Below are 20,652 nucleotides of genomic sequence, written 5' to 3'. Positions count from 1 at the left end.
GGGGACGCAAGGCCGAAATTCGAAATTCGAAATTCGAAATCGCCGCGCAGTTCGTGTGGCGTTTGTTGCGATGATGACGTTTGTTTTCATGGGTTGTGCGACGACGTCAACATCGCCGACTGGTGGTGAGGCGTTGCCGCGGTTGGGGGAGATGCGTTCGCAGGTGACGCCGATGCAGCCGCCGGAGGTGGACGAGCCGGGCCCGGAGCGTCGCGCGATGGCGACGATCCAGCAGGTGGAGTTGCCGCTGTACACGAATCTGGACGAGTGTTGGCCGATGACGAGCGAGGGGGTGCTCGGCGACCATGCTCGTGCGGTGTGGAACGCGAACGGGATGCGGGTAGGGATGACGTCGATGGCGGAGGCGGAGCGTTTTTTCGAGCCGCTGCCTTATGTGTTGAACGTACGTGATGCGCGATTGATCAGCGGGGCGTACCCGTCGGCGTTGCGGACATCGCCGACGATCGGCGAGCCGGTGCGGATGGATTTGTCGGGTGTGGCAGGCGGTGATGAGCAGGTATTGGAACTGGACCGTGGGCGGATGCGGCTGTTGATCGGCATGGAGCCGAATGCGGTGGGGGGGGTGACGGTGACGTTGTTGCCGCATCAGCAGGTGCGTCGGTTTACGTTATCGCCTCGCGGTCCGCAGGAAGTGGAGATGGACGGTCGGCTGTTTGAGGAACTGGCTGTGTCGTTCGATATGAATCAGGACGACGTGCTGGTGCTGGGGCTGTATTGGCCTTGGCCGGACGAGGAAGATGACAGCGCGCGTGAGGGAGAGGCGGGAGAAGAGGCGGTTGATGGCGAGGGTGGCGAGGCGGTGGTGATGATGGACGCGGCGGAGGGCGGCGAGGCCTGGGAGCCAGAAGCGGACACAGGAGAAGAGGCGGAGGCGGATGGGCCTGCGTTGCCGGCACACTTCGGCCGGGCGTTGTTTGCGAATCGTCGGGCGGGCACGTTGGTGCAGAACGTGGTGCTGGTGCACGTTTCGCCTGCTGGTGGCGTGACGCCAGCGCCGACGCAGCCGGGGGTGTCGGAGGTACCTGGGGTGTCGTCGTCGGATGAGGAGGAATCGCCGGTGCCCGCGCGTTGAGACGGGTGGGTTGGTCCACCGGCTTACTTGAAGCCGCAGCCGGCGGGCGGGCAGTCGAGCATGGTGCGCAGGCCGGGCTTGAGGCGGTGGATCTGCCGAACCTGGTTGAGCAGGGCGGCGACGGTAGCGGAGTCGCCTGGCAGGCCGCCATTGACTTTCATGACGACCTGGACCGGACCATCGAGCACGATTTTGTCTTTGGGATCTTCCAGACCGATGGCCATGGTCAGGTCGAGCTCGATGCGTGTGCGGTCGTGTTCGTCCTGCCAGCGGGCGATCTGTTGCAGGCCGGTCACCTCGCCAGGGCCGATGAGTCCGATCAGCGAGGGGGTGGGTGCTTTGGCGATGACCGGTTCGATGGTTTGCTCAATCCCGCCGGCTCGCACGTCGCCGCCGAGCGCGGTCGCCAGCATCGCCGCCGACTCGGCCAGCCCGATGTGGCCCACCTTTCCGGCCGCGACCGCTTCGCGGAAGCGCGTGGTCGAAAGCGTCGCTCCGATTTTCATCTGCAACGGCTGACGTCGCACCGCCGCGTTCACCCGACGAACGCAGCGCACCTTGTTCACGCGACGCACCATCGACGACAGCATCACCGCGAGCGCATCCATCGCAAAACCGGGGTTCACCCCCGTGCCGAGCACAACGCGCCCCGCCTGCTGCGCCAGCGCGTCAATCTCCTCCGCCAGCGCCGCGTGCTGATACCACGGCCAGGCCATCTGCTCGCATGAACTGACAACCGAAACGCCGCGCTCCAGCAGCGGTCGTACGAGCTGGGCGACTTCGTCAAAATGTGAAGTTGTGGCGATGATCGCCGCGTCGGGATTGGCGTCCAGCGCTTCGCTGATATCCGTCGTGACTTTGGGTTCGTGCTTCTGGTCCACGACCTCGGCGGGCTTGCCGCGCAATTCGCTGGCGGTCTGGCCTGACTTGGCCGGGTCCATGTCGACCATGCCGACGAGCTTGATGCCCGATTCCGCCAGCACGGAGCGTGCGCAGCCGATGCCGATGGGGCCCATGCCGATGACGATGATTCGCTGCAATGCACTCTCCCGAACAGGCGTTTGCAACCGGGTTGATAGCCATATCCTACTGCATGTCAGGCCGCCAGAGGTAATACAACCCCACCGGTGCATCCGCGAATCCCGGCAGGCCGGCGACGTTCAACTGAAGCAGGTTGATCTGCGTGCGGTCAACCGGCGGTTCGTGCGGACCGGCCATCGTCGTCGGCGAGTAGGGCGAGCCCGCATAACGCAGCGGCCGATGGTAAATCACCAGATCGGCACGATCGAGGTTGACCTTTGACTTGGCTCGCGCAAAAGCGTCGTAAAGGTCGCCTGTCTCGTCCACCAGCCCCAGCGCCGCCGCGTCCGAGCCGGTGAACACACGGCCGTCGGTGACGAGCGCAAACGTCTCATCGTCCATCGTCGGCCGGGCGCTGCGCACCACGTCGACAAAGCCCTGGTAAAAGTCGTCGACCATGCGCTGAAGCACTTCGCGATGCTCGTCGGTGAGCGTTTCAAACATCGAGCCGGCGGTCTTGTTCTTCCCGCTGGTGAGCGCTTCGAGTTCGATCCCCCAGCGTTCGAGCGCCGGCTTGAAGCTGACGGTCTGCAACAGCACGCCGACGCTGCCGGTGATGCTGGTGGGGTAGGCGACAATGTGGTCCGACGCGCAGGCGACGTAGTAGCCGCCGCTGGTCGCCAGGTCCATCATCAGGGCAATCACGGGCTTGCCGGTCTCGCGGCGGAAGCGCTGCACTTCGCGGTACATCGCATCGGTGGCCGTCACCGTTCCGCCGGGCGTGTTCAGCCGAAGCACGACGGCCTTGACGCGCGGGTCCGCCGCGGCTTTCTGCAGTTTTTCATGGAGCACGCTGACGGGGTTTTCGCCTTGTTGCAGCAGGCCGCGCTGCTCGGCGTTAAGCATCATGCCACTGATGTCGACGATGGCGATGCGGTCATTGCGGAATCCGCCGTCGGAGAGCACCGTCGTCTGCTCCAGGCGTTGGTCGCCGGGCGCGACGCCAACAGCGAACATCATCGGCCCACAGCCAACCAGCCCCGGCCAGAGCGTCATGCACACCAGCCCGAGCACCAGTCGCAACCAGGCTTGCCGGCGGATGGCAAGTCGAGCGGAACCGGGTCGATCGCGATGAAAAAACATGTCGAGCCTCCTGCGGGTTGTACTTTCCGGATGCGGTCGGTCGACGGATATAGTAACCTGCCCAAGCGTGTCGTCATCGCACACGCGCCTCGGGCCCGTAGCTCAGCGGTCAGAGCAGGCGACTCATAATCGCTCGGTCGCAGGTTCGAATCCTGCCGGGCCCATTCCGGTACACGGCATTCCGCGATGCAACGCATTCTTCGAGCCTACCCGAGCCGCTGCACTGGACAATACGGGCGATGGTGGGCGTCGTCCCGACCGCGCGATGCGGGCCTGTGGCTGTGGGTACTGGCCGCCTTTGTGCCTGCCTGTTTCGTTCTGGCAGAGCCTGGCCGATTGGCTGAGCCCGAGCCGAGCATTCCCCACAACCCGAGGCTCTTGCCGCAGGTGATCACCCCGGCGGGCCAACGCTTCCTGCTCAGCGAAGTGGATGTGCAGATTGCCTACGACGCGCAAGCCGACCGGCTGGTGACCAGTCACGGCGACTGGTGGTTCATCAACTATCCCCTGGACCGCATCGAAGGACTGGAAGACCTAAGCCGGGACAAAGTGGCGGAGTTGCTTTTCGGTGGAGCGGAGGCGGCGGTGCGGAACTGGTACATCCGTTCGCGTGGTTCATCTGTCGATGAGCCCGATGCACCGCGGGGCCCGGCTCCCATCGAGCTTACGCCGAACCCAACATTGATCGTTGACGGGAACCACCCCGACGCTGACGACGGCAACACGGGCACCGCCGACGCGCCCCTTCGCACGATCCAGGCCGCGGTGAACCGTGCGAGGCCTGGCGAGGTGATTCACGTTTACCCTGGCGTCTACCGCGAATCGGTGACGAGCGGGCAACGCATGGATGTTCACGGCCGACCGGTCCAGCGGCACGGCCGACACGGCACACGTGACCGGCCGATCCGCATTGAAGGCGTACGCGACGCGCAGCAGCGCATGCCGATCATCAGCGGTAATGATGTTTTCCCGGATGACGCCTGGTCGCCGATCCCCGAGTGGCCGGGCGTGTACCGCGCGGATCTATTCACCCAACGGCCGGGTACGGTTTCGCTTGCGGGCAAAGCGTTGATCGAGGGCAATGCGCCCGACGCCCTGAAGCCGGACATGTTCCACGTTAACCGCGCGTCGCGTGCTTTTCTGCGCCGGCATGTCGATGTCAATGCGAGCCCGAGTGTTGGCGAACTGCACGCCGACCGCCCATGGCGACATGCCAAGGTCGACGCGGATGGGCACCTCGATCTTCACGCCGTGTTCGGCGACGAAGCGAGAGATGCAGTCATCTGGGCTTCAACATGGTTATGGATTGAGCCGAGCGATGAAGCGGCTTGGAACCCGGCGTTTCCAGAGCCGGTCGTTCGCGGGGTTGAGGTCGCAGGCCCGTTTCGCGCGGCGCGCATGGCCGGGACACACCTGGACGATCAGGTGAATAAGTATCGCGTATGGGTTAATGGCGATCTCGTGCCAGCCATTACGGAAACTGGATCGGACAGCCCTCGCGCCTCGTGGATGTATGGCTTTACTGATCGCTGGCGTGGGTTTCCCTTTCGGGAAGGCTGGAACCACCTGATGTTCCAGTTCGACACCACAACGACGACGCATGCCGATCACGGCCAGATCGACGACACGCTTCGCTTCCACTTCGCACCGGGCAACGTGGTCAGCGCAGCCGAGCGGCCGGAGGCCTGCTCCCCCCCGAACGGCGAGCGACGGGATTACGTCAGCGAGTATCTGGTCTGGGGCCCCGTGCCGGCCGACGGACCGGACCATGGTGTATATGTTCGGCTGCCGAATGATCAGAACCCCAACGACGTTCAACTGGATCTCGCTGCTCGCGGCAGCGGGCTGGTGACAATCCGCAACGCGTTTACTCACTTTCGCGGTTTCGAGATTCGTCATGGCGCCCAGTTCCAACAGCAGGCGCAGGTGTTCATCGCAGGCGAAGGCTCGCTTCTTGAAGGTTGTCTGGTGCAACGCAGTGAGTGGACGGGCATTGAATTCAGTGTGGCTGAACAGGACCGGGACGTCACCGCCACGCCGTTGGTGATTCGCAACAATTGGATCGTCGACGTCGGCGCCACTGGCATCGCCGGGGCGGGCGCACCTGAACGCACGCTGACAGCGACGACGCGCGATTATCCTTATCCGGGGAACGTACCACTGGTCGTTGAGCACAATACGGTCGTCAACCACGGCCGGCGCGGCGTCTACGGCGCGATGGACGCGGGCATGAAAATGTTTGATCTCAAGCACGCCGTCATCCGGTACAACACGATTCGCGGTGGTTACTCGGACTTCGGCGGCATCTGGCTGGACTGGGGCCACTACAACAACCGTGTGGAAGGCAACCTTAGCGTCAATGGGCGTGCATCGGGCATCTCACTCGAAGCCAGCCCCGGGCCGTTGCTGGTGGCGAATAATCTCGTGATCGGCCTTCGACCGGGCTCGCAATGGTTCCGCGCGGGCATTCTTGCGTGGGATACCAGCCGCGTCTGGTCGATTCACAACACCATCGATGGCCAGTGGGATCAAACCAAAGGTTGGCAGGGTGAAGTTGGCACTCGCGGTATCTACACAGGCAACCCCACCCAACGGGAACTGCATGCATGGGGCGTTGTCCAATCCGAAAACCATCGTTATTTCAACAATCTTCTCGTCGGCGCTGAACACGCCATGCAGTCGCACAAAGATCGACACGACGAAGGCGAAGCCAACTACACCGACCGCGGACATGGTGTGACGCCGCTGCCCGCACCACCCGAATTCCTACTGCAACGCCCGCACGATTATCGGCTGCACCCCGAGCAGCCGGCCGAGGGCCTTGGTGTGAGCAACGGCTACACGCAACTGGTTCGCCACGATTTCCATGGATTGCTGCGTTTCGCGGAGGATAGTCACCCGGTCGGGGCGTTTCGCGTGCATCGCCCGATCCCGGCTAACGTTCACACCGTTGTCGAGGTCGAGTTTGATGATGGCGAGATGCGTAGAAGGACTCCACACTAAACCCGCCGTTCGTGCCGAGCAGGGCGGCGGGCCTCGTTATGGCCATTCCACGTAATAAATGTAATTGACTTTTTGAATTCAGGTTGCACACTTGCCCTGCTGTTGGATGAGCCGTTGTCCCGCGCGATCATTGTCGATCAGCCCGGAGGGGGCAGGGGGCGTTGCCGACGACGCTGTGAGTACATGTTTCAATGCCTGAAAAGCACGATTCAACCCGTGACGCTGCCCCTGAAGGGCTGAGGCGGAAGGTTCTGCACGGCGGAACCTTTCTTGTCGTGCGCCAGGGGCTGGGCATCGTGATCAACACGATCGGGCTGCTTCTGCTGCTATGGGCGATCGGGGCAGCGAACTACGGCCTGTACATGGCCGCGATTGCCTTTTATCTCTATTTTTTCCAACTTGCCCAATGTGGCATCAACGTCTACCTCATCCGCCGCAAGCAGCCGCTTGAGCCCGTCGACTATCACCAGGCCTTTACGCTGCTACTGTTGATCGGCGTGGGCATGGCGGGGGCTTCATTGCTGGGGCTGCCGGCACTCAGCTGGTGGGTCGATATGGAAGGTTTCGCGCCCGTGGCGATGGTTCTATTCCTTGGCCTGCCGCTGGCGCTGGTGAACATGGTGCCGTCCGCTCAGTTGGAGCGAGCGCTGGACTATCGCCGTGTGGCGATGCTTGAGTTCGCTGGGCAATTGATCTACCAGGCGGTTACGCTTTCGCTGGCCTTCTCCGGTTGGGGCCCCTTCTCGCCGCTGGCAGGCTGGTGGGCGCAACATGTGTTCTGTTGCGTCGCACTGCACGCCGCCTCCGGCTATCGGCCGCGCCTGCACTGGCAGTGGTCACGCATCCGAGAGATGTGCGGTTACGGCCTGGGTTTTTCCAGTTCGATGTGGATCTGGCACTTGCGCAACGTGGTCAACCCGTTGGTCATCGGGCCCACACTTGGTGCGGCGGCGGTGGGGCAGGTGGCGCTTGCCAATCGCCTGGCGGACCTGCTGAGCTTCGTCAAGGAAGTGGCTTGGCGGATGTCGATCAGTTCGCTGGCTCATGTTCAAAATGACCTCAAGCGAATGGCCGCCGCGTTGAACGAGGGGATGCGATTGCAGGTGCTGGCGGTCGGGCCGTTGCTTGCGGGCTTCGGGCTACTCGGGCCGATCGTGGTCGACTGGCTGCCCGCCGAAACGGCGGCGGAGTGGACGCCGGCGGTTGAGATATACCCGTTCATTGCCGCGTCCTACCTGATGCACGCACTGTTCAGCCTTCAAATCTCCGGCCTGTACGCGCTACGTCACAACTGGGCGGTGACGCTTTTTCACGCAGCCAACCTCATTTGTTTTGCCGGTGTCGCGTGGTTGCTGACACCACACCTCGGCCTGATGGGTTTCGGCTGGGCCGAGCTGTCGGCGCTGGGGACGTATTTTATGATCTATGTTTACACCGCGCGGCGGATCGGCGTTCTGCATTACACGCTACCGCTGGTGTGGACGGTGGCGTTCGGACTCGTCTCGTTCTGGCCGATGATCGGCCCGGCGGCGGGGTTGGGCCTTGTGGTCGCCGCGGTGTGGCCGGGCACTTGGCAGGCGTTGTTTCGTTACGGACGGCGGTTCAGACAAATCGCGGCCAAACGCTGGTCGGCATGGGGACGGCCACCAGGCGGTGCGATGGAATCCGAAGCAGCAACGGGCATGGCGATCGACGCCGAGCTTTCCGCGGGAGGAAGTGAACCATGATTTCGGTCTTAATGCCCGCTTACAACGCGGAACGATACATTGACGAAGCGATCGAGAGTGTTCTGGCACAGACGTATCGCGATTTCGAGTTGATCGTGATCGACGACGGCTCGACCGACGGCACGCGGACGATTGCCGATGGGTACGCGGAGCGGGACGAGCGGGTGCGTGTGCTCAGCCATGCGAACATGGGCATGGGCGCCTCGATGAATGATGCTCGGCAACATGCTCGGTATGAGTGGCTTGCTGTGCTGGATTCTGACGATCGCATGAAGCCGAACCGCCTTGCGCGACAGCTTGCGTTCATTGAAGAGCATCCGGACGTGAGCTTGCTCAGCTCACTGGTTCATCTCATCGACGAGCAAGGGCGTGTGATCGGCACGACTCGATCGCCATTCACCTCGGCAGAGGCGGTGGCGAAGGCGGTGCGGAGCAACGTGCTGCTCGGTTTTCATCACCCCGCGCAGTTGATGCGCAAGGCGGCGATTGATGCGGTGGGAGGGTATCGCAATGCGTTCTGGCCCTGTAACGATCTGGACCTGCTCAACCGCATTGCCGAGGCTGGGTATGGCGTCCTCGTACAGCCGGAGGTGCTGACTGAATACCGCATCCACGGCGGATCGGTGTGCGTTTCGGCGGCGCGGGAGACGTTATGGAAGCTCGAATGGGTGGAGGACTGCATGTGTCGTCGCCGCGCCGGCGAGCCTGAGCGCGACTGGGATGAGTTCATGTCCTGGCATCGCGAACTACCTTGGCCCCGGCGTTTGAACCGCGAGCGTGGCATTCTCGCGCGAACGCTTTACAAGGCGGCGGTGCAACATCTCTCCTGTGGGCAGTATCTGCCATTGACGTCAAAGCTGCTGACATCGTTGCTGCTTGATCCGGGTTTTGTCGTACCGCGCCTGTTGCCGAGATTGTTCGGGCGTTGAAGGGACTCAATTGGAAACGAGCATGTGCGACGGAATCCGAAGCAGTAAAGGGTATGGCGTTCGACGCCGAGTTGTCCGCGGGAGGAAGTGAACCATGATTTCGGTCTTAATGCCCGCTTACAACGCGGAGCGATACATTGACGAAGCGATCGAAAGCGTGCTGGCGCAGACGTATCGCGATTTCGAGTTGATCGTGGCCGACGATGGCTCGACCGACGAGACGCTTGCAATCGCGCGGCGTTATGCGGCGAAGGACGAACGCGTGCATGTGCTTACGCACGCGAACATGGGCATGGGCGATACGCTCAACAATGCCCTGCAACACGCGAAGCATGAGTGGCTCGCCCGGCTCGATGCCGACGACCGCATGAAGCCCGAGCGCCTGGAGCGACAGCTCGCTTTTGTTCAGACTCAGCCGGAGCTGGCGGTGCTCAGTTCACTGGTGGCGTTCATCGACGAGCAGGGCGGAGTGATCGGCGTGAGCCGGTCCCCCTTCACCGAGGCTGAGGCAGTGAGGCGGGCTGTGCAGACGAATACACTGATCGGTTTTCATCATCCAGCGATTCTGATGCGCAAGTCGGTCGTGCAGGCGGCGGGCGGCTATCGCAAGGCGTTCTGGCCTGCGGACGACCTGGACTTGTGGAATCGCATCGCCGAGGCGGGTCACGCCATGCTGGTGCAGCCGACTGTCCTCACCGAGTACCGCATTCACGGCGAATCGGTGTGCGTGTCGGCTGCGCGGCAGACGACGCTCAAGTTGGAGTGGGTCGAAGACTGCATGCTGCGGCGCCGCGCCGGCGAGCCCGAGCGATCCTGGGATGATTTTATGGACTACAGGCGTCAATTGCCTTGGCACCGCCGGTTAAACCACGAGCGTTGCATTCTTGCGCGGACGCTTTACAAGGGAGCCGTGCAGCACCGCTCCTGTCGTCAGTACTTTCAGCTCGCGCCCAAACTGCTGGGGGCGCTGGCGCTCGAGCCGGGTTACGTGGCGCCGCGCGTGCTGCCCTGGACTTTCTCCGCGACTTTCGGCAATAGGAAGTAAGGCGTCATGACCACCGGCTCGCCATCCCACCCGCCTCTCGCCACCGCCGCTGCATCCGCGCCGCGGCGGTCGATCCTTTTGTCGGCCTACGCCGTTTCTCCCGAGCGTGGCTCGGAGCCGGGCCTGGGCTGGCAGGTCGCCACACGGCTGGCGCGCTACCACGACGTGACCGTGCTGTGCAGTCCCGAGGTCGAGGGTGACGATTACCGCGGCGAGATCTCGGCCTACGCGCGCGAGCATGGTGCCGTCGCTGGATTGACCTTTCATTACGTGGAGCCACCGTGGCTTTCGCGCTGGTTGCAACGGCCCGGCGGCTCGCCGCTGCGGCCACTGTACTACGTCGGCTACGCCGCTTGGCAACGGGCCGCTTACCGCGAGGCCTGTCGCCTGCACGCTCGCGTCGGCTTCGATCTCGCGCACCAGTTCAACCTCAGCGGCTATCGCGAGCCGGGATACCTCTGGCGGTTGGGGCTTCCGTTCGTCTGGGGACCGATCGGCGGGGCGTCGAACATCCCCTGGTCCTGCTTCGCCGGCTTCCCGCCGCGCGAACGACTGTTCTACGGGGCGCGGAACCTGGTCAACCGGCTGCACATGCATGCGGGCCCCACCAGCCGGCGCTGCCGGCGCGCCGCGGCCGTGGCCCGGTCGCATGGCCTGATCTGGGGCATCAGCGCAGACGATTGCCGCATGGTCAACACCTGCTGGCGTTGCCCGGCCGAGGCGATGCTTGAGACCGGGGCCGCCGTGCAGCCGGCGGCGCGGGTTCGGACGTACGACGGCCGGCGCCCACTTCGGCTGGTGTGGAGCGGCGTGCACATCGGCCGCAAGGCCTTGCCGGTCCTGCTCGAAGCACTGGCCCGGCTTGAAGCGGACCCCGCCAACCCGGCGGTGGAGCTGGTCGTGCTCGGCGAGGGACCGCAGACGCCGCGCTGGCAGGCGCTGGCGCGTCGCCTGGGCGTGGCGGAGTGCGTGACCTGGGCTGGTCGGCTGCCGCGCGACCAAGCCATGGCATACGTCGCCGAGGCGGACCTGTTCGTGCACACCAGCCTGCTGGAAGGCACGCCACACGCGGTGATCGAAGCCCTGTCGCTGGGTGTGCCGGTGCTGTGTCATGATGCATGTGGTATGGGGGCGGCGGTGGACGCGCGGTGCGGGGGGAAGGTGGCGTTGCGCGACGCGGATACGAGCGTTCAAGGTTTCGCGCGGTGGGTCGGCCGACTGGCGCGCGACCCGGCCGAGCTTCAACAGCTGTCGCGCGGCGCCCTGGCGCGGGCGGACGAACTGAGTTGGGACCGCAAGGTCGAGCAGATCGTAGCTGGCTATGCGACGTTGCTCGGCTCAACAACGAAGTGCGAGGCGCGGACATGAACCTTGGCCTTCCACGACATGCTGTCCAGGTGGCCACATGAACGTATTCAAAGCCACTCGTTCAATGCCCCTTCGCGCCAACGCCGCCGGTGCGCTTACAAACGACTCGGTCCTTTTGTCGATGCTGCGTTCGCATCGACTGGCGGACCGATACCTCATGCTGCTGGCGCTGGTGCTGCTGGGCTATGCCCTGTTCGGCCGAGGGTTCGCGTACGTCGGCCTGCCACCACTGTTTCTGGGCGAACTGGTACTGGCGCTCGGCTTCGGACTGTTGCTATGCCACCGTGAAGTGTGGGTCGTGCTCAGACAGCCGGCTATTCTGGCGGTGATCGCCTTTGTCGTGTGGGGCATGATGTGCACCCTGCCTTACCTTGGACAATACGGAATCGACGCGCTGCGTGACGCGGTGCTTTGGGGCTATGCCCTCTATGCCCTTGTCGTCGCCACCCTGCTGATCGCCGATCCAGCACGGCTGGCATGGCTGATGTTCATGTATCGACGGTTCATTGTATTACTGCTGGTGCTCGCGCCGATCGTCTGGTTGGTCCATTCGCGATATCAGGCCGTGCTGCCCACCTGGCCTTGGGCGCCAGGCATGCCCGTGCTCTGGTTCAAGGGCGGCGACCATGCGGTGCATCTGGCCGGGGCGTATGCCTATCTGGCGCTCTTCGGCATCGGCGGCACGGTCATGCCGTTGCTCATCTATCCGCTGATGGCTGTAAATATGGGCATCATCCTTGTCGGCCGGGCCGCCACGCTCACCGTTGCCGCGGCGTTCGGCCTGATGATGCTCTTCCGCCCACGCAGCCCGCTGAACTGGGGCGTCGTCCTGATGGCGATCACGGTCGTGACGTTGCTCTGGACCACCGGCCTTGTCATCGATATTCCGAACTCGCACCGCAAAATCTCCATTGAGCAACTCACATCGAACATCGAAAGCATGGTCGACGAAAGCGAAGGCGACCTCCACGGCACCAAGCGGTGGCGGTTGGACTGGTGGGCAACGATCGTCGATTACACTTTCTATGGCGACTACTTTTGGACCGGTAAAGGCTTCGGCGTGAACCTCGCCGACGTCGACGGCTTCCAGGCCGATCCGGACAGCGCCATCCGCAGCCCGCACAACGGGCACCTGACCGTGCTTGCTCGTATGGGCGTGCCGGGGCTGGCGATCTGGCTCGCGGTACATGGCCTGTGGGCGTTGGGCATTCTCGATGCGCTGTACCGATCGGCGAGGGCACGCATGGCCGCCCGCATTCAAACCCGCGCCGAGGGCCTGCCACTGCCGCCGCGCCTGGACCGTTGGTTCGGCCTGTTCGCGTTCCTTTTTGTGTATTACATCGCGTTCCTCGTGAACGCTTCGTTTGACGTATTCCTCGAAGGCCCCATGGGTGGCGTCTGGTTCTGGACCGTGTACGGCATCGGCCTCGCCGCTGTCTGGATCTACCATCGCTGCCCCGAAACGCTCGACGTGTTGGAATCGCATGAAAATTCTGTTCGTCCATAACTACTATCAGCAGCCCGGCGGCGAAGACCAGGCTTTCGCCGACCAAGCCTGGCTGCTGGAACGCCACGGCCACGACGTTCGGCAATACACCGTGCACAACGACGCCGTCGACGGCATGAACCGTCTTGCGCTCGCGGGTCGTACGCTCTGGAACCGCCAGACGTACCGCGAACTGCGCGCATTGATCCAGCGTGAGAGAATCGAACTTGTCCATTGCATGAACACGTTCCCGCTGATCTCGCCCGCCGCCTATTACGCGGCCCACGCCGCAGGCGCGGCAGTGGTGCAGGAAGTACAGAACTATCGCCTGTTCTGTCCCGGTGCGTTTTTCATGCGCGACGGCCGTGTCTGCACCGATTGTCTGGGTAAACGCGTGCCCTGGCCGGCGGTGCGTCACCGCTGCTATCGCGACAGCCGCGCGGCAACGGGCGTCGTGGCCACGCTGCTGACCTCGCATCGACTGGCCGGCAGTTGGCAGCGAAAGGTAGATCGCTACATCGCGGTGACGCAGTTCAGTCGTCACAAGTTCATGGAAGGCGGGTTGCCCGCTGACCGGATCGCCGTCAAGCCCAACTTCGTTCATCCCGATCCGGGCCCCGGCGATGGGCTCGGCGGCTACGCCATCTTTGTGGGTCGGCTTTCGCCGGAGAAAGGGCTTGAGACGCTACTCTCCGCGTGGGAGCAACTGCCCGGCAACTATCCACTGAAAATCGTCGGCGACGGCCCGCTTGCCGAACGCGTTCAAGCCGCAGCAACGCGCAATCCAGCCATCCAATGGCTCGGTCGCCAACCGCTCGAACGCGTATGCGAACTCGTCGGCCAAGCCACCTGCCTCGTCTTCCCATCACTGTGGTACGAAGGTCTGCCCAAGACCATCCTCGAATCCTTCGCCAAAGGCACGCCCGTGGTCGCCTCGAATCTCGGAGCCATGAGCGAAGTCATCGAAGACGGCTACAACGGCGTCCATTTCACTCCGGGCGATGCCAGCGAGCTCGCCGCAAAACTGATGCCATTGCTCCTGGCCAATGACGGCGACCATACGTTAAGAACGATGCGCCGCGCCGCCCGCGACGCTTTCGAGCAACACTACACGCCTGAAGTGAATTACCCCCAACTGCTCGCGATTTATGAGGCCGCCCTCGCCCGTCAACGTAATTGATCGGCTGCCAGGGCGGTTGTCGGCGTGATACCGGCTGGCAAGTCCGATCAGTTAAGCAGAAGGCGGCGAAGGTAAAGGAACGAAAAAATCGCGTTGGTTATCAAATACCGTTGCCAGAGGCGCCCGGGTTCCGTGAGCATGCGGTACAACCATTCCAGTCCACGTCGCTGCATCCACGCCGGCGCCATCGGCTTCGTGCCGGCATGAAAATCAAACGCCGCACCGACGCACAACTGGACCGCCTTGATTCGTTCACGATGTTCGAAAGCAAACACTTCCTGCCGCGGACAGCCGAGCCCGACAAAGACAAGCCCAGCGCCGCTGGTATTGATCCGTTGCACCAGCGCCTCGCTTTCCTCGTCGGTCAACGGACGGAACAACGAAGGCTCGGCCCCCGCGATGGTGAGGGTGGGGCAGTCATGCTGAAGATTGGCCCGCAGGCGTTCGATTACCGCCTGGCTTGAGCCGTAAAGATAGATGCCAATGCCTTGCTCCGCCGCGGCGTGCACGAGGCGGCGCATCGCTTCCGGACCGTAGACGCGGTCGGTCAGGCCCGCGCGATGGAAGCGGTTCAGGGCCCACCGTACCGGTTGGCCGTCGGGAGCGATGATGTCGAAGCAGTTAAGCCGATCGCGTTGAGCGGGGTCGCGGATGGCGCTGACCAGGCCGTGCACCGCCATGAAGTCAACGGTAGCCGGGCGGCCGGAGCGTGCGGCGTCGATGACGCAGTCGACCACATCGTCGTAACAGGTGGCGCTGACATGTACGCCGAACAGGTCGTAGCGCTCGGGCCATCGGGCATCCGCAACATGCTCTGGGGACGCGACGGCAGGCGAAGCGCCAACCGCGGTTTCGTATCCAACATCAGTCATCGCCGGGTCTCTCCAAGGCGGTATGAATCGTGTGGCCGAACGTATGTGCTACTTGGCGCCCCTGCGTGCGAGCACTGCCGCGGCGGTATGGAATAGCAGTTTGAAATCGTGCAGCGGCGTGCGTTGACGAATGTATGCCAGGTCCATGCGCATCCACTGCTCGAACGTGACGGAAGAGCGCCCCCAGACCTGCCAACTGCACGTCAGGCCCGGTGTCACATCGCAGCGCGCCTGGTGCCAGGGCTCGCATCGACGCGCTTCCTCGCACGGCAGCGGCCGCGGCCCCACGAGCGTCATCTCTCCGCGAAGGACGTTCCACAACTGCGGCAGTTCATCCAGACTCGTCGAGCGCAGGAACCGCCCGACGGACGTCAGCCGGGGGTCGGCCTCGATCTTGAACGCCGGACCGTCCTGCTCGTTCAACGACATCAACGCCTGCTTGCGCACTTCAGCGTCAGCGACCATGCTGCGAAATTTGTACATGCGGAACGGTCGACCACCGAGGCCCGCTCGCCACTGTACAAATACCACTGGACCCGGCGAGGTCGCCTTGATCAGTATCGCTACAATCAGCATGACCGGGAATAATGTAACCAGTACCGTCGACGCAACCAGCACATCCACCAGCCGTTTCCACCAGGCCAGCGACTGGACGAACAACACCGCACGCGCCGAAGCAAAAGCGTCGTCCACCACCTCGTCGGCCCAGGCGGGAATGGGGACCGCAGGTTCGCGCTGGTTATATCGATCACCATCCTCGTGATCGTTACCATCAAAGCCGTAGACCACGATCTCATACCGCAGAAACTCTGCCACCTTCCGGCCGAGCCGATCGCGCACACGCTCGACCAGCCGGTCGCCGCCCGTGCCGTCCGTCTCGGGAAGCAGCGCGGCAAGGCGACCATCCAGCCAGCCGACCTCGTCAGTCAAACGAACGTTGCATGTGACGACCTGTGTCAGGCAACGCCACTGCTGCCGATCCGCTTTGGACGCAAGATCAAACAAGACCACCGCAAAGCCGCGCGCGTTGCGGTCGCTTCGCGCCCGCTCACGGTCCAGAATCGCTCGCATCCGCTTTTCATCGCGCACGTCCGTCTGCGAATGCGCCTGTGGTCGGGCCCTGCGTGTGGCCCGAACCAACCTCCCTAGCTTCCACATGTCGATTCCCCCTCCTCACGAACAACAAAGCACAACGCCAGCACGGATTGCACAGCTAAGCGGCATTGCAAACATGTCGCTTATTTCCAAGCAGACAAATTGGAAATATCAACAGAAGCGCAATCGGCACCTGCCGGGCAACTGGTGTTGAACTTCAATATTTTTCACCCCCGTCCCGAGGCACTCCAACCCTCGTGTGGAATCGAATATAACCACACAGAGTCATTCGTCAATCATAAATGTGAAATAGAGCGATCTCTAAATCATTTACTAGCATACTGATGTGAAGATAGGCGGGTGGGGCAAAATGGGGGTTGCTCAAGGTCTCGGACGCATGAGTTTGCGATAGGCGCGTTCCCAGAACGACGGTTTGATCGGTTCGTCATCGGCCGCAAAGTCATTATCCGTGAGCGGTTCCAGCCCCTGAAGCGCATCCTCCGGCGAAGCGGCGCCATGCACGAAAAAGTTCGCGTCCAAGCCACTGGCCGACGGGCTTGCCTGACGCTCGGCTCGGCGAACCGTTTCCGGGCGCTGCTGGTCCTCGGACGATTCAGCCGCTCCGGCCTTGCCGCACACCGCCATGGCAAGCAACCCTGAGCCGAAATTATCCGCCCTGTTGTAGCGTTGCCGGGCGTCGGAGTTGGTAGATTCCGGCGGCATGTCCTCGTCCGACTCGGCCCGGTTGAAGACGGTACCGACAACTCGCGCCCCGATCGCCCGCAGGTATGCCAGCGTTCGGTTGAAACGCGCCCGAGACTCGCCGCGCGCCGCGACCAGCACCACGCCATCCACCGCGCCGGCCACCAGCAGCGGCTCCGCACCCCCGGGCACCGGCCCGGTGTCGAACAGAATCATGTCATAGTCCGCCTTGGCGCTTTCAATCAGATCCAGAATGAATCGAGTGGACAACTGCGCCACATGACGTTGCTCGACAAAAACCGCGGGCAACACAAAAAGCTCTGCGATGCTCGTTGATATGACGCAATCCGCAAGCGGCTTGCCATCGAGCATGCCCGGCAGCCCCAACTGACTTACGGGGCGACGCTGAGTGGGCAAGGTGGCATCGTGCTCTCCGTTCGCGTGAGCGGGTGCGATGTAGCCCATCTCGTGCATCACGTCACCCACATTCTGTGCCGCCTCGCCCGTTGCGGCCGACTGACTTCTTTCACGCCGCATGCGCCCGGCCAGGTCGCAATCCACCAGCAACGTCCGCGTGCCGGACAAGCCCAGCGACGATGCCAAACCCACGGCGATGCTTGTCTTGCCCGCACCTCGGCTTGGGCTCGTCACCGCGAAGGCACGTTTGTCCTCCGCCGACGCGTGCAGTTGCAGCAGCGCCCGGATTTGATGCATCGACATGGCGGTCGCTTCGGCATCGGGGCTGTCGGCCTCGGTGTTGTGCATTGCCGGTACGCTGCCGTACAACGGTGCCGCCACCTCGGACAGGTCGATATCCTCCGCGTTGTCGAGTTGTTGATGCGTGTCCACCACCGCTTCGCGCCGCCGGGCACTAAGGTCCATCGCCAGCGCCAGCAGCATTCCCACCATCAGCCCGCCCACGCCTGAACCAGCCAGCACCCGGCTCAGGCGCGGCGCCACAGGTGTGTGGTCTGCCAGCGCGGGGTCAATCTCTGCCACCGGCAAGGCCTCCGTCTGCGCCGCTGCGGCGTATTGCCGCCATCGCGACACGGTGTCAGCCAGGTCGGCCTCACGCGCCTGCGCCTCGTCATGAAGTTGCATCAGGTGGGCAAGCATCTGCCGCCCGGCGGCCCGCTCGCGGGCTTTGATCCGCTGCTCGACCTCACCACGCTGGCTCAACAGCGCGCGGACGGTCTGATGCTGTCGACCAAGCCGGCCGGTATACATCGCCAACGCCGCATCAATGTTTTCCACCCGTGACTCAAGATCACGCGTGTCAAGCCATTGCCGTGGCGGCGCGTCAGGCTCGGCCGCGTCAAGCAACGCGGCGAGGTTCGCTGGCAAGCCATCGGTCGTACGCGCCTGTTCTAGCAACGCTTCAAGACGTCGTGCCCGCAATCGGGCCACAGTACGATCGACGGAAAGTTGCTCAAACTGCTGGGCGATTGCACGTCGGCTCATCCCCGAGGGGCGCTCCGCTTCACCTTCCGTGCCGCCGTCCGCGTCCTCGGCAGTCGGCCCGGCCTCGCGTGTGACGAGTTGCCCGGTGGCCGTGACGCGCACGCGATCCTTGTAGGCCCGAACCACATGATTCACCAGTTGGGCGATCGCCTCCGGGTCTGTCCCCTGAAGTGAAACAGTAAGGATGCCTTCGCCGCCCGCCGCCGCGACCTCAAGGTTGTGGCGGAGGTAGCGGGCCGGATCATCGCCTGCATAGGCGTGCACCTCCGCAGGCAACGTTTCAACCGCCGCGCGCAGGACCGCGCTGGAGGTCATCATCAGCCGATGAGCCGCCGGCGTGGCCGATTGCAGGGCCGACCCGCCCAGCGGCGCGTCGGCCCCGGCCGTCTGCTGTAGGAACAGTTGCGCGGTGCTTCGATATTGCCGGGGCGCCGTCAAGCCATAGACCCCGCCGACCAGCAGGGCCACCACCAGGCACGTCAGCACCACGCCGCGTCGCTGCCAGAGCACCTCGATGATCGATCGATCCAGTTCGCTTGCCGACGCCCGAACCGACGGCTCATGCCGGGGCGCGGCGGGCAACGAACTTTTCAAAACCATGTCGTTAGCTGATGGCATCGCTGCAAACGCTTCCCCTGGCAAAGCCTCCGGCGCTCCACCCCAAGCCGGGGCGACCGATTATGCACACGGCGCGGTGTTGCTTATTGCTCTGTCCGGTTTGCCGAATATCCCCAAGCCTCCCAAGGTCTCGCAACGATCGGCCACTTGCCGGAGCAATGGCAAATCGGCTCCCCCCGTTGGTATCGACCTGACGCGGCATATGGTAAAGCGCGTTGGCTGGAAAATGAACAACTTTCATATTCATCACAAAGGTTACAATAGCCGAAATATCATGGACCGACGAAATCCATCCACCGCCACCCGTGCGTGGTTGGCGGCGTATAGGCCAAGTGCATGACTGCGTATCACAGTCTGACCTCAACCTCGACTGGCAAGGCCATCCCGTCACCCGACCGCTCTCAGGAACGGGTGTTGCAGTCGTTGCTGCATCGCCGTTATCGATCGGAACTGCCCTTTCGTCGGGGGCGAGTCGGCGAGCACCGCCGGGAACTGGCGGACCTGCTCTATGCAACGGCCAGGGATATGGTGCGGCCGAACGAAGTTTTCGCACGCGTGCGCTTCGGCGGTCTGTTGCTGTGCGTCGCCGCCAACGTCCAGCAGGCGCAGCACCTGGCCCGACGATTCGGTCCGACGACCGGCTTCCACCTTGAGCAGCCACCAACACCATGGGCGACCGGGCCATTTGGTCTGCACCTGCCGGGCCTGACCGATCGTGGCTGGTTCTTTGCCGCGCGGAAAATCCACCTCATTCAGCCGGGCGAAGTCAGCGACCGGTTTACCTATCACGTGCAACTCGTGCCGGACAGCGCCGGCGGCTATTTCATCGAAAAGAAAGTGCCCACCCACGACGAGGTTTTCTGGCGGCTGACACAGAAATACCCCCGGGTTTCACGCGACGATCTCGCCCGACGGACGCACAAACTCGTGGACCACGTCTTCCCGACGTTCCTTACGCGCGAAACGGCGATGCTCAAGATCCTTCAACGCGACCTGCCGCCGGAGTTCCGCTCCCGCGTGCCCCGACTGCTGGAGATGAGCAAAGACGAGAAGGGCTTTGTTCGAAGGATGAGCATGAACTGGCTGCGCCTCAACGGACGTGGGATCAGCCAACTGGACTTCGCATTACAGGCCTCGGAACTCCTCGCCGTGCTCCACGAAAAAACGCGAGTGATGCATTTGGACCTGCGTCCCGACAACATCGTCATCACCGACGACGGGGTCGGCTTCGTCGACTTCGGCTCCGCCGTGCGAATGGGCGAACCGCTCGGCCGCAGTCAGATGCTTCAGGGCCTGTTCGACATGATCATGCACACCAGCCAGATCCAACGGATGCTCGGCCAGATGCTCGAACGTGGGCAGGTCACCAGCGAGGTCATCCGTGACGCCTATGGCAAGGTCGATCCCGGTGTGGACCTGTTCTTTCTAACGCTGCAAATGCGTCGGCCGCACGCAATGCCCGAGTTGCGGGCGCAGATCACTTACGAGCCCAACAGTCCCGCCGCCCGCAAACTCGAAGCGTTCGCCGCCGCTGTGCTCAAACCCGCCGACCCTGCCGCCGCCCGATACACCACCGCCGGTGATTTGCTCACAGGCGTCCGTAGAATCGCGCGCGAGTTGCAATGATCTCGCGCTAACGCAACGTGATCTAGGCCCATCACCCAAGAATATGCCGTTCGGCGTATATTTTTTTGCATACCGCCCAATACGTATTACTCTTCCCGATACGCGTCCAACCGTGGAAGCGAACGGCGGAGCATCCGGCGCGGTACAGCGATACCAGACTCCAATTGCCACAGAGGTCGGATAGATACGAATTTCCGTCAGCCGCCCAGCGGAATGTCGCCAATGGGCACCGGGCAGCTTTGACCTGCGCAGCATGCGAGGTCGCTACTGAAAGACATCAACCG

14 protein-coding genes and 1 tRNA gene are annotated in these 20,652 nt (G+C 63.1%); 10 read left to right on the top strand and 5 right to left on the bottom strand.

Annotation, left to right across the window (positions count from 1 at the left end):
• Positions 1-70: 70 nt before the first annotated feature.
• Positions 71-1,093 (top strand): hypothetical protein, encoded by a 1,023-nt coding sequence (locus ACERK3_08190; protein ID MFA9478273.1) that lies wholly within the window; start codon positions 71-73, stop codon positions 1,091-1,093.
• A gap of 23 nt (positions 1,094-1,116) precedes the next feature.
• Here the strand turns inward: ACERK3_08190 and ACERK3_08185 are convergent, their stop codons facing one another.
• Together ACERK3_08185 and sppA are read right to left on the bottom strand one after the other, a co-directional pair.
• Complete coding sequence (locus ACERK3_08185; GenBank protein ID MFA9478272.1) at positions 1,117-2,133, bottom strand: dihydrodipicolinate reductase; 1,017 nt, start codon at positions 2,131-2,133, stop codon at positions 1,117-1,119.
• A gap of 46 nt (positions 2,134-2,179) precedes the next feature.
• Positions 2,180-3,256 (bottom strand): signal peptide peptidase SppA, encoded by a 1,077-nt coding sequence (gene sppA / locus ACERK3_08180; GenBank protein ID MFA9478271.1) that lies wholly within the window; start codon positions 3,254-3,256, stop codon positions 2,180-2,182.
• A 91-nt stretch (positions 3,257-3,347) separates the two neighbouring features.
• On the opposite strand from sppA, the gene ACERK3_08175 reads away from it, so the two are divergent.
• The 8 genes from ACERK3_08175 to ACERK3_08140 all read left to right on the top strand — a co-directional run bounded on the left by ACERK3_08175 (position 3,348) and on the right by ACERK3_08140 (position 13,994).
• Positions 3,348-3,420 (top strand) — tRNA-Ile (locus tag ACERK3_08175).
• A 22-nt stretch (positions 3,421-3,442) separates the two neighbouring features.
• Positions 3,443-6,259, top strand: a complete 2,817-nt coding sequence (locus ACERK3_08170; GenBank protein ID MFA9478270.1) for a right-handed parallel beta-helix repeat-containing protein — start codon at positions 3,443-3,445, stop codon at positions 6,257-6,259.
• 191 nt (positions 6,260-6,450) lie between these two features.
• A complete protein-coding gene (locus ACERK3_08165; GenBank protein MFA9478269.1) occupies positions 6,451-7,986 on the top strand; it encodes an oligosaccharide flippase family protein in 1,536 nt (511 codons plus the stop codon).
• Positions 7,983-8,915: a glycosyltransferase family 2 protein gene (locus tag ACERK3_08160; protein ID MFA9478268.1), complete on the top strand. Its 933-nt coding sequence runs from the start codon at positions 7,983-7,985 to the stop codon at positions 8,913-8,915. The genes ACERK3_08165 and ACERK3_08160 overlap by 4 nt, the downstream gene beginning before the upstream one ends.
• Positions 8,916-9,009: 94 nt before the next feature.
• Complete coding sequence (locus ACERK3_08155) at positions 9,010-9,960, top strand: glycosyltransferase family 2 protein (protein ID MFA9478267.1); 951 nt, start codon at positions 9,010-9,012, stop codon at positions 9,958-9,960.
• 6 nt (positions 9,961-9,966) lie between these two features.
• Positions 9,967-11,328 carry a glycosyltransferase family 4 protein gene (locus tag ACERK3_08150; GenBank protein ID MFA9478266.1) on the top strand — a complete coding sequence of 454 codons (1,362 nt, stop codon included), beginning with the start codon at positions 9,967-9,969 and terminating at the stop codon, positions 11,326-11,328.
• A 37-nt stretch (positions 11,329-11,365) separates the two neighbouring features.
• Positions 11,366-12,835 carry an O-antigen ligase family protein gene (locus ACERK3_08145; GenBank protein MFA9478265.1) on the top strand — a complete coding sequence of 490 codons (1,470 nt, stop codon included), beginning with the start codon at positions 11,366-11,368 and terminating at the stop codon, positions 12,833-12,835.
• Positions 12,813-13,994 (top strand): glycosyltransferase family 4 protein, encoded by a 1,182-nt coding sequence (locus ACERK3_08140; GenBank protein ID MFA9478264.1) that lies wholly within the window; start codon positions 12,813-12,815, stop codon positions 13,992-13,994. Before ACERK3_08145 ends, ACERK3_08140 begins: the two co-directional genes overlap by 23 nt.
• Positions 13,995-14,041: 47 nt before the next feature.
• Here the strand turns inward: ACERK3_08140 and ACERK3_08135 are convergent, their stop codons facing one another.
• The 3 genes from ACERK3_08135 to ACERK3_08125 all read right to left on the bottom strand — a co-directional run bounded on the left by ACERK3_08135 (position 14,042) and on the right by ACERK3_08125 (position 18,718).
• Entirely contained in the window at positions 14,042-14,866 is an 825-nt protein-coding gene (locus ACERK3_08135; protein MFA9478263.1) for a WecB/TagA/CpsF family glycosyltransferase, read from the bottom strand.
• A 48-nt stretch (positions 14,867-14,914) separates the two neighbouring features.
• A complete protein-coding gene (locus tag ACERK3_08130; protein MFA9478262.1) occupies positions 14,915-15,937 on the bottom strand; it encodes a sugar transferase in 1,023 nt (340 codons plus the stop codon).
• 405 nt (positions 15,938-16,342) lie between these two features.
• Positions 16,343-18,718 carry a GumC family protein gene (locus ACERK3_08125; GenBank protein ID MFA9478261.1) on the bottom strand — a complete coding sequence of 792 codons (2,376 nt, stop codon included), beginning with the start codon at positions 18,716-18,718 and terminating at the stop codon, positions 16,343-16,345.
• Between the two features lie 360 nt (positions 18,719-19,078).
• On the opposite strand from ACERK3_08125, the gene ACERK3_08120 reads away from it, so the two are divergent.
• Positions 19,079-20,368: a phosphotransferase gene (locus tag ACERK3_08120; protein MFA9478260.1), complete on the top strand. Its 1,290-nt coding sequence runs from the start codon at positions 19,079-19,081 to the stop codon at positions 20,366-20,368.
• The last annotated feature ends 284 nt before the right edge of the window (positions 20,369-20,652 follow it).

The sequence above is a fragment of the Phycisphaerales bacterium AB-hyl4 genome (assembly GCA_041821185.1).
Lineage (GTDB): Bacteria > Planctomycetota > Phycisphaerae > Phycisphaerales > Phycisphaeraceae > Natronomicrosphaera > Natronomicrosphaera hydrolytica.
The sequence above is the reverse complement of the archived record's forward strand: the minus strand, read 5'-3'. Positions and strand labels throughout refer to the sequence as shown.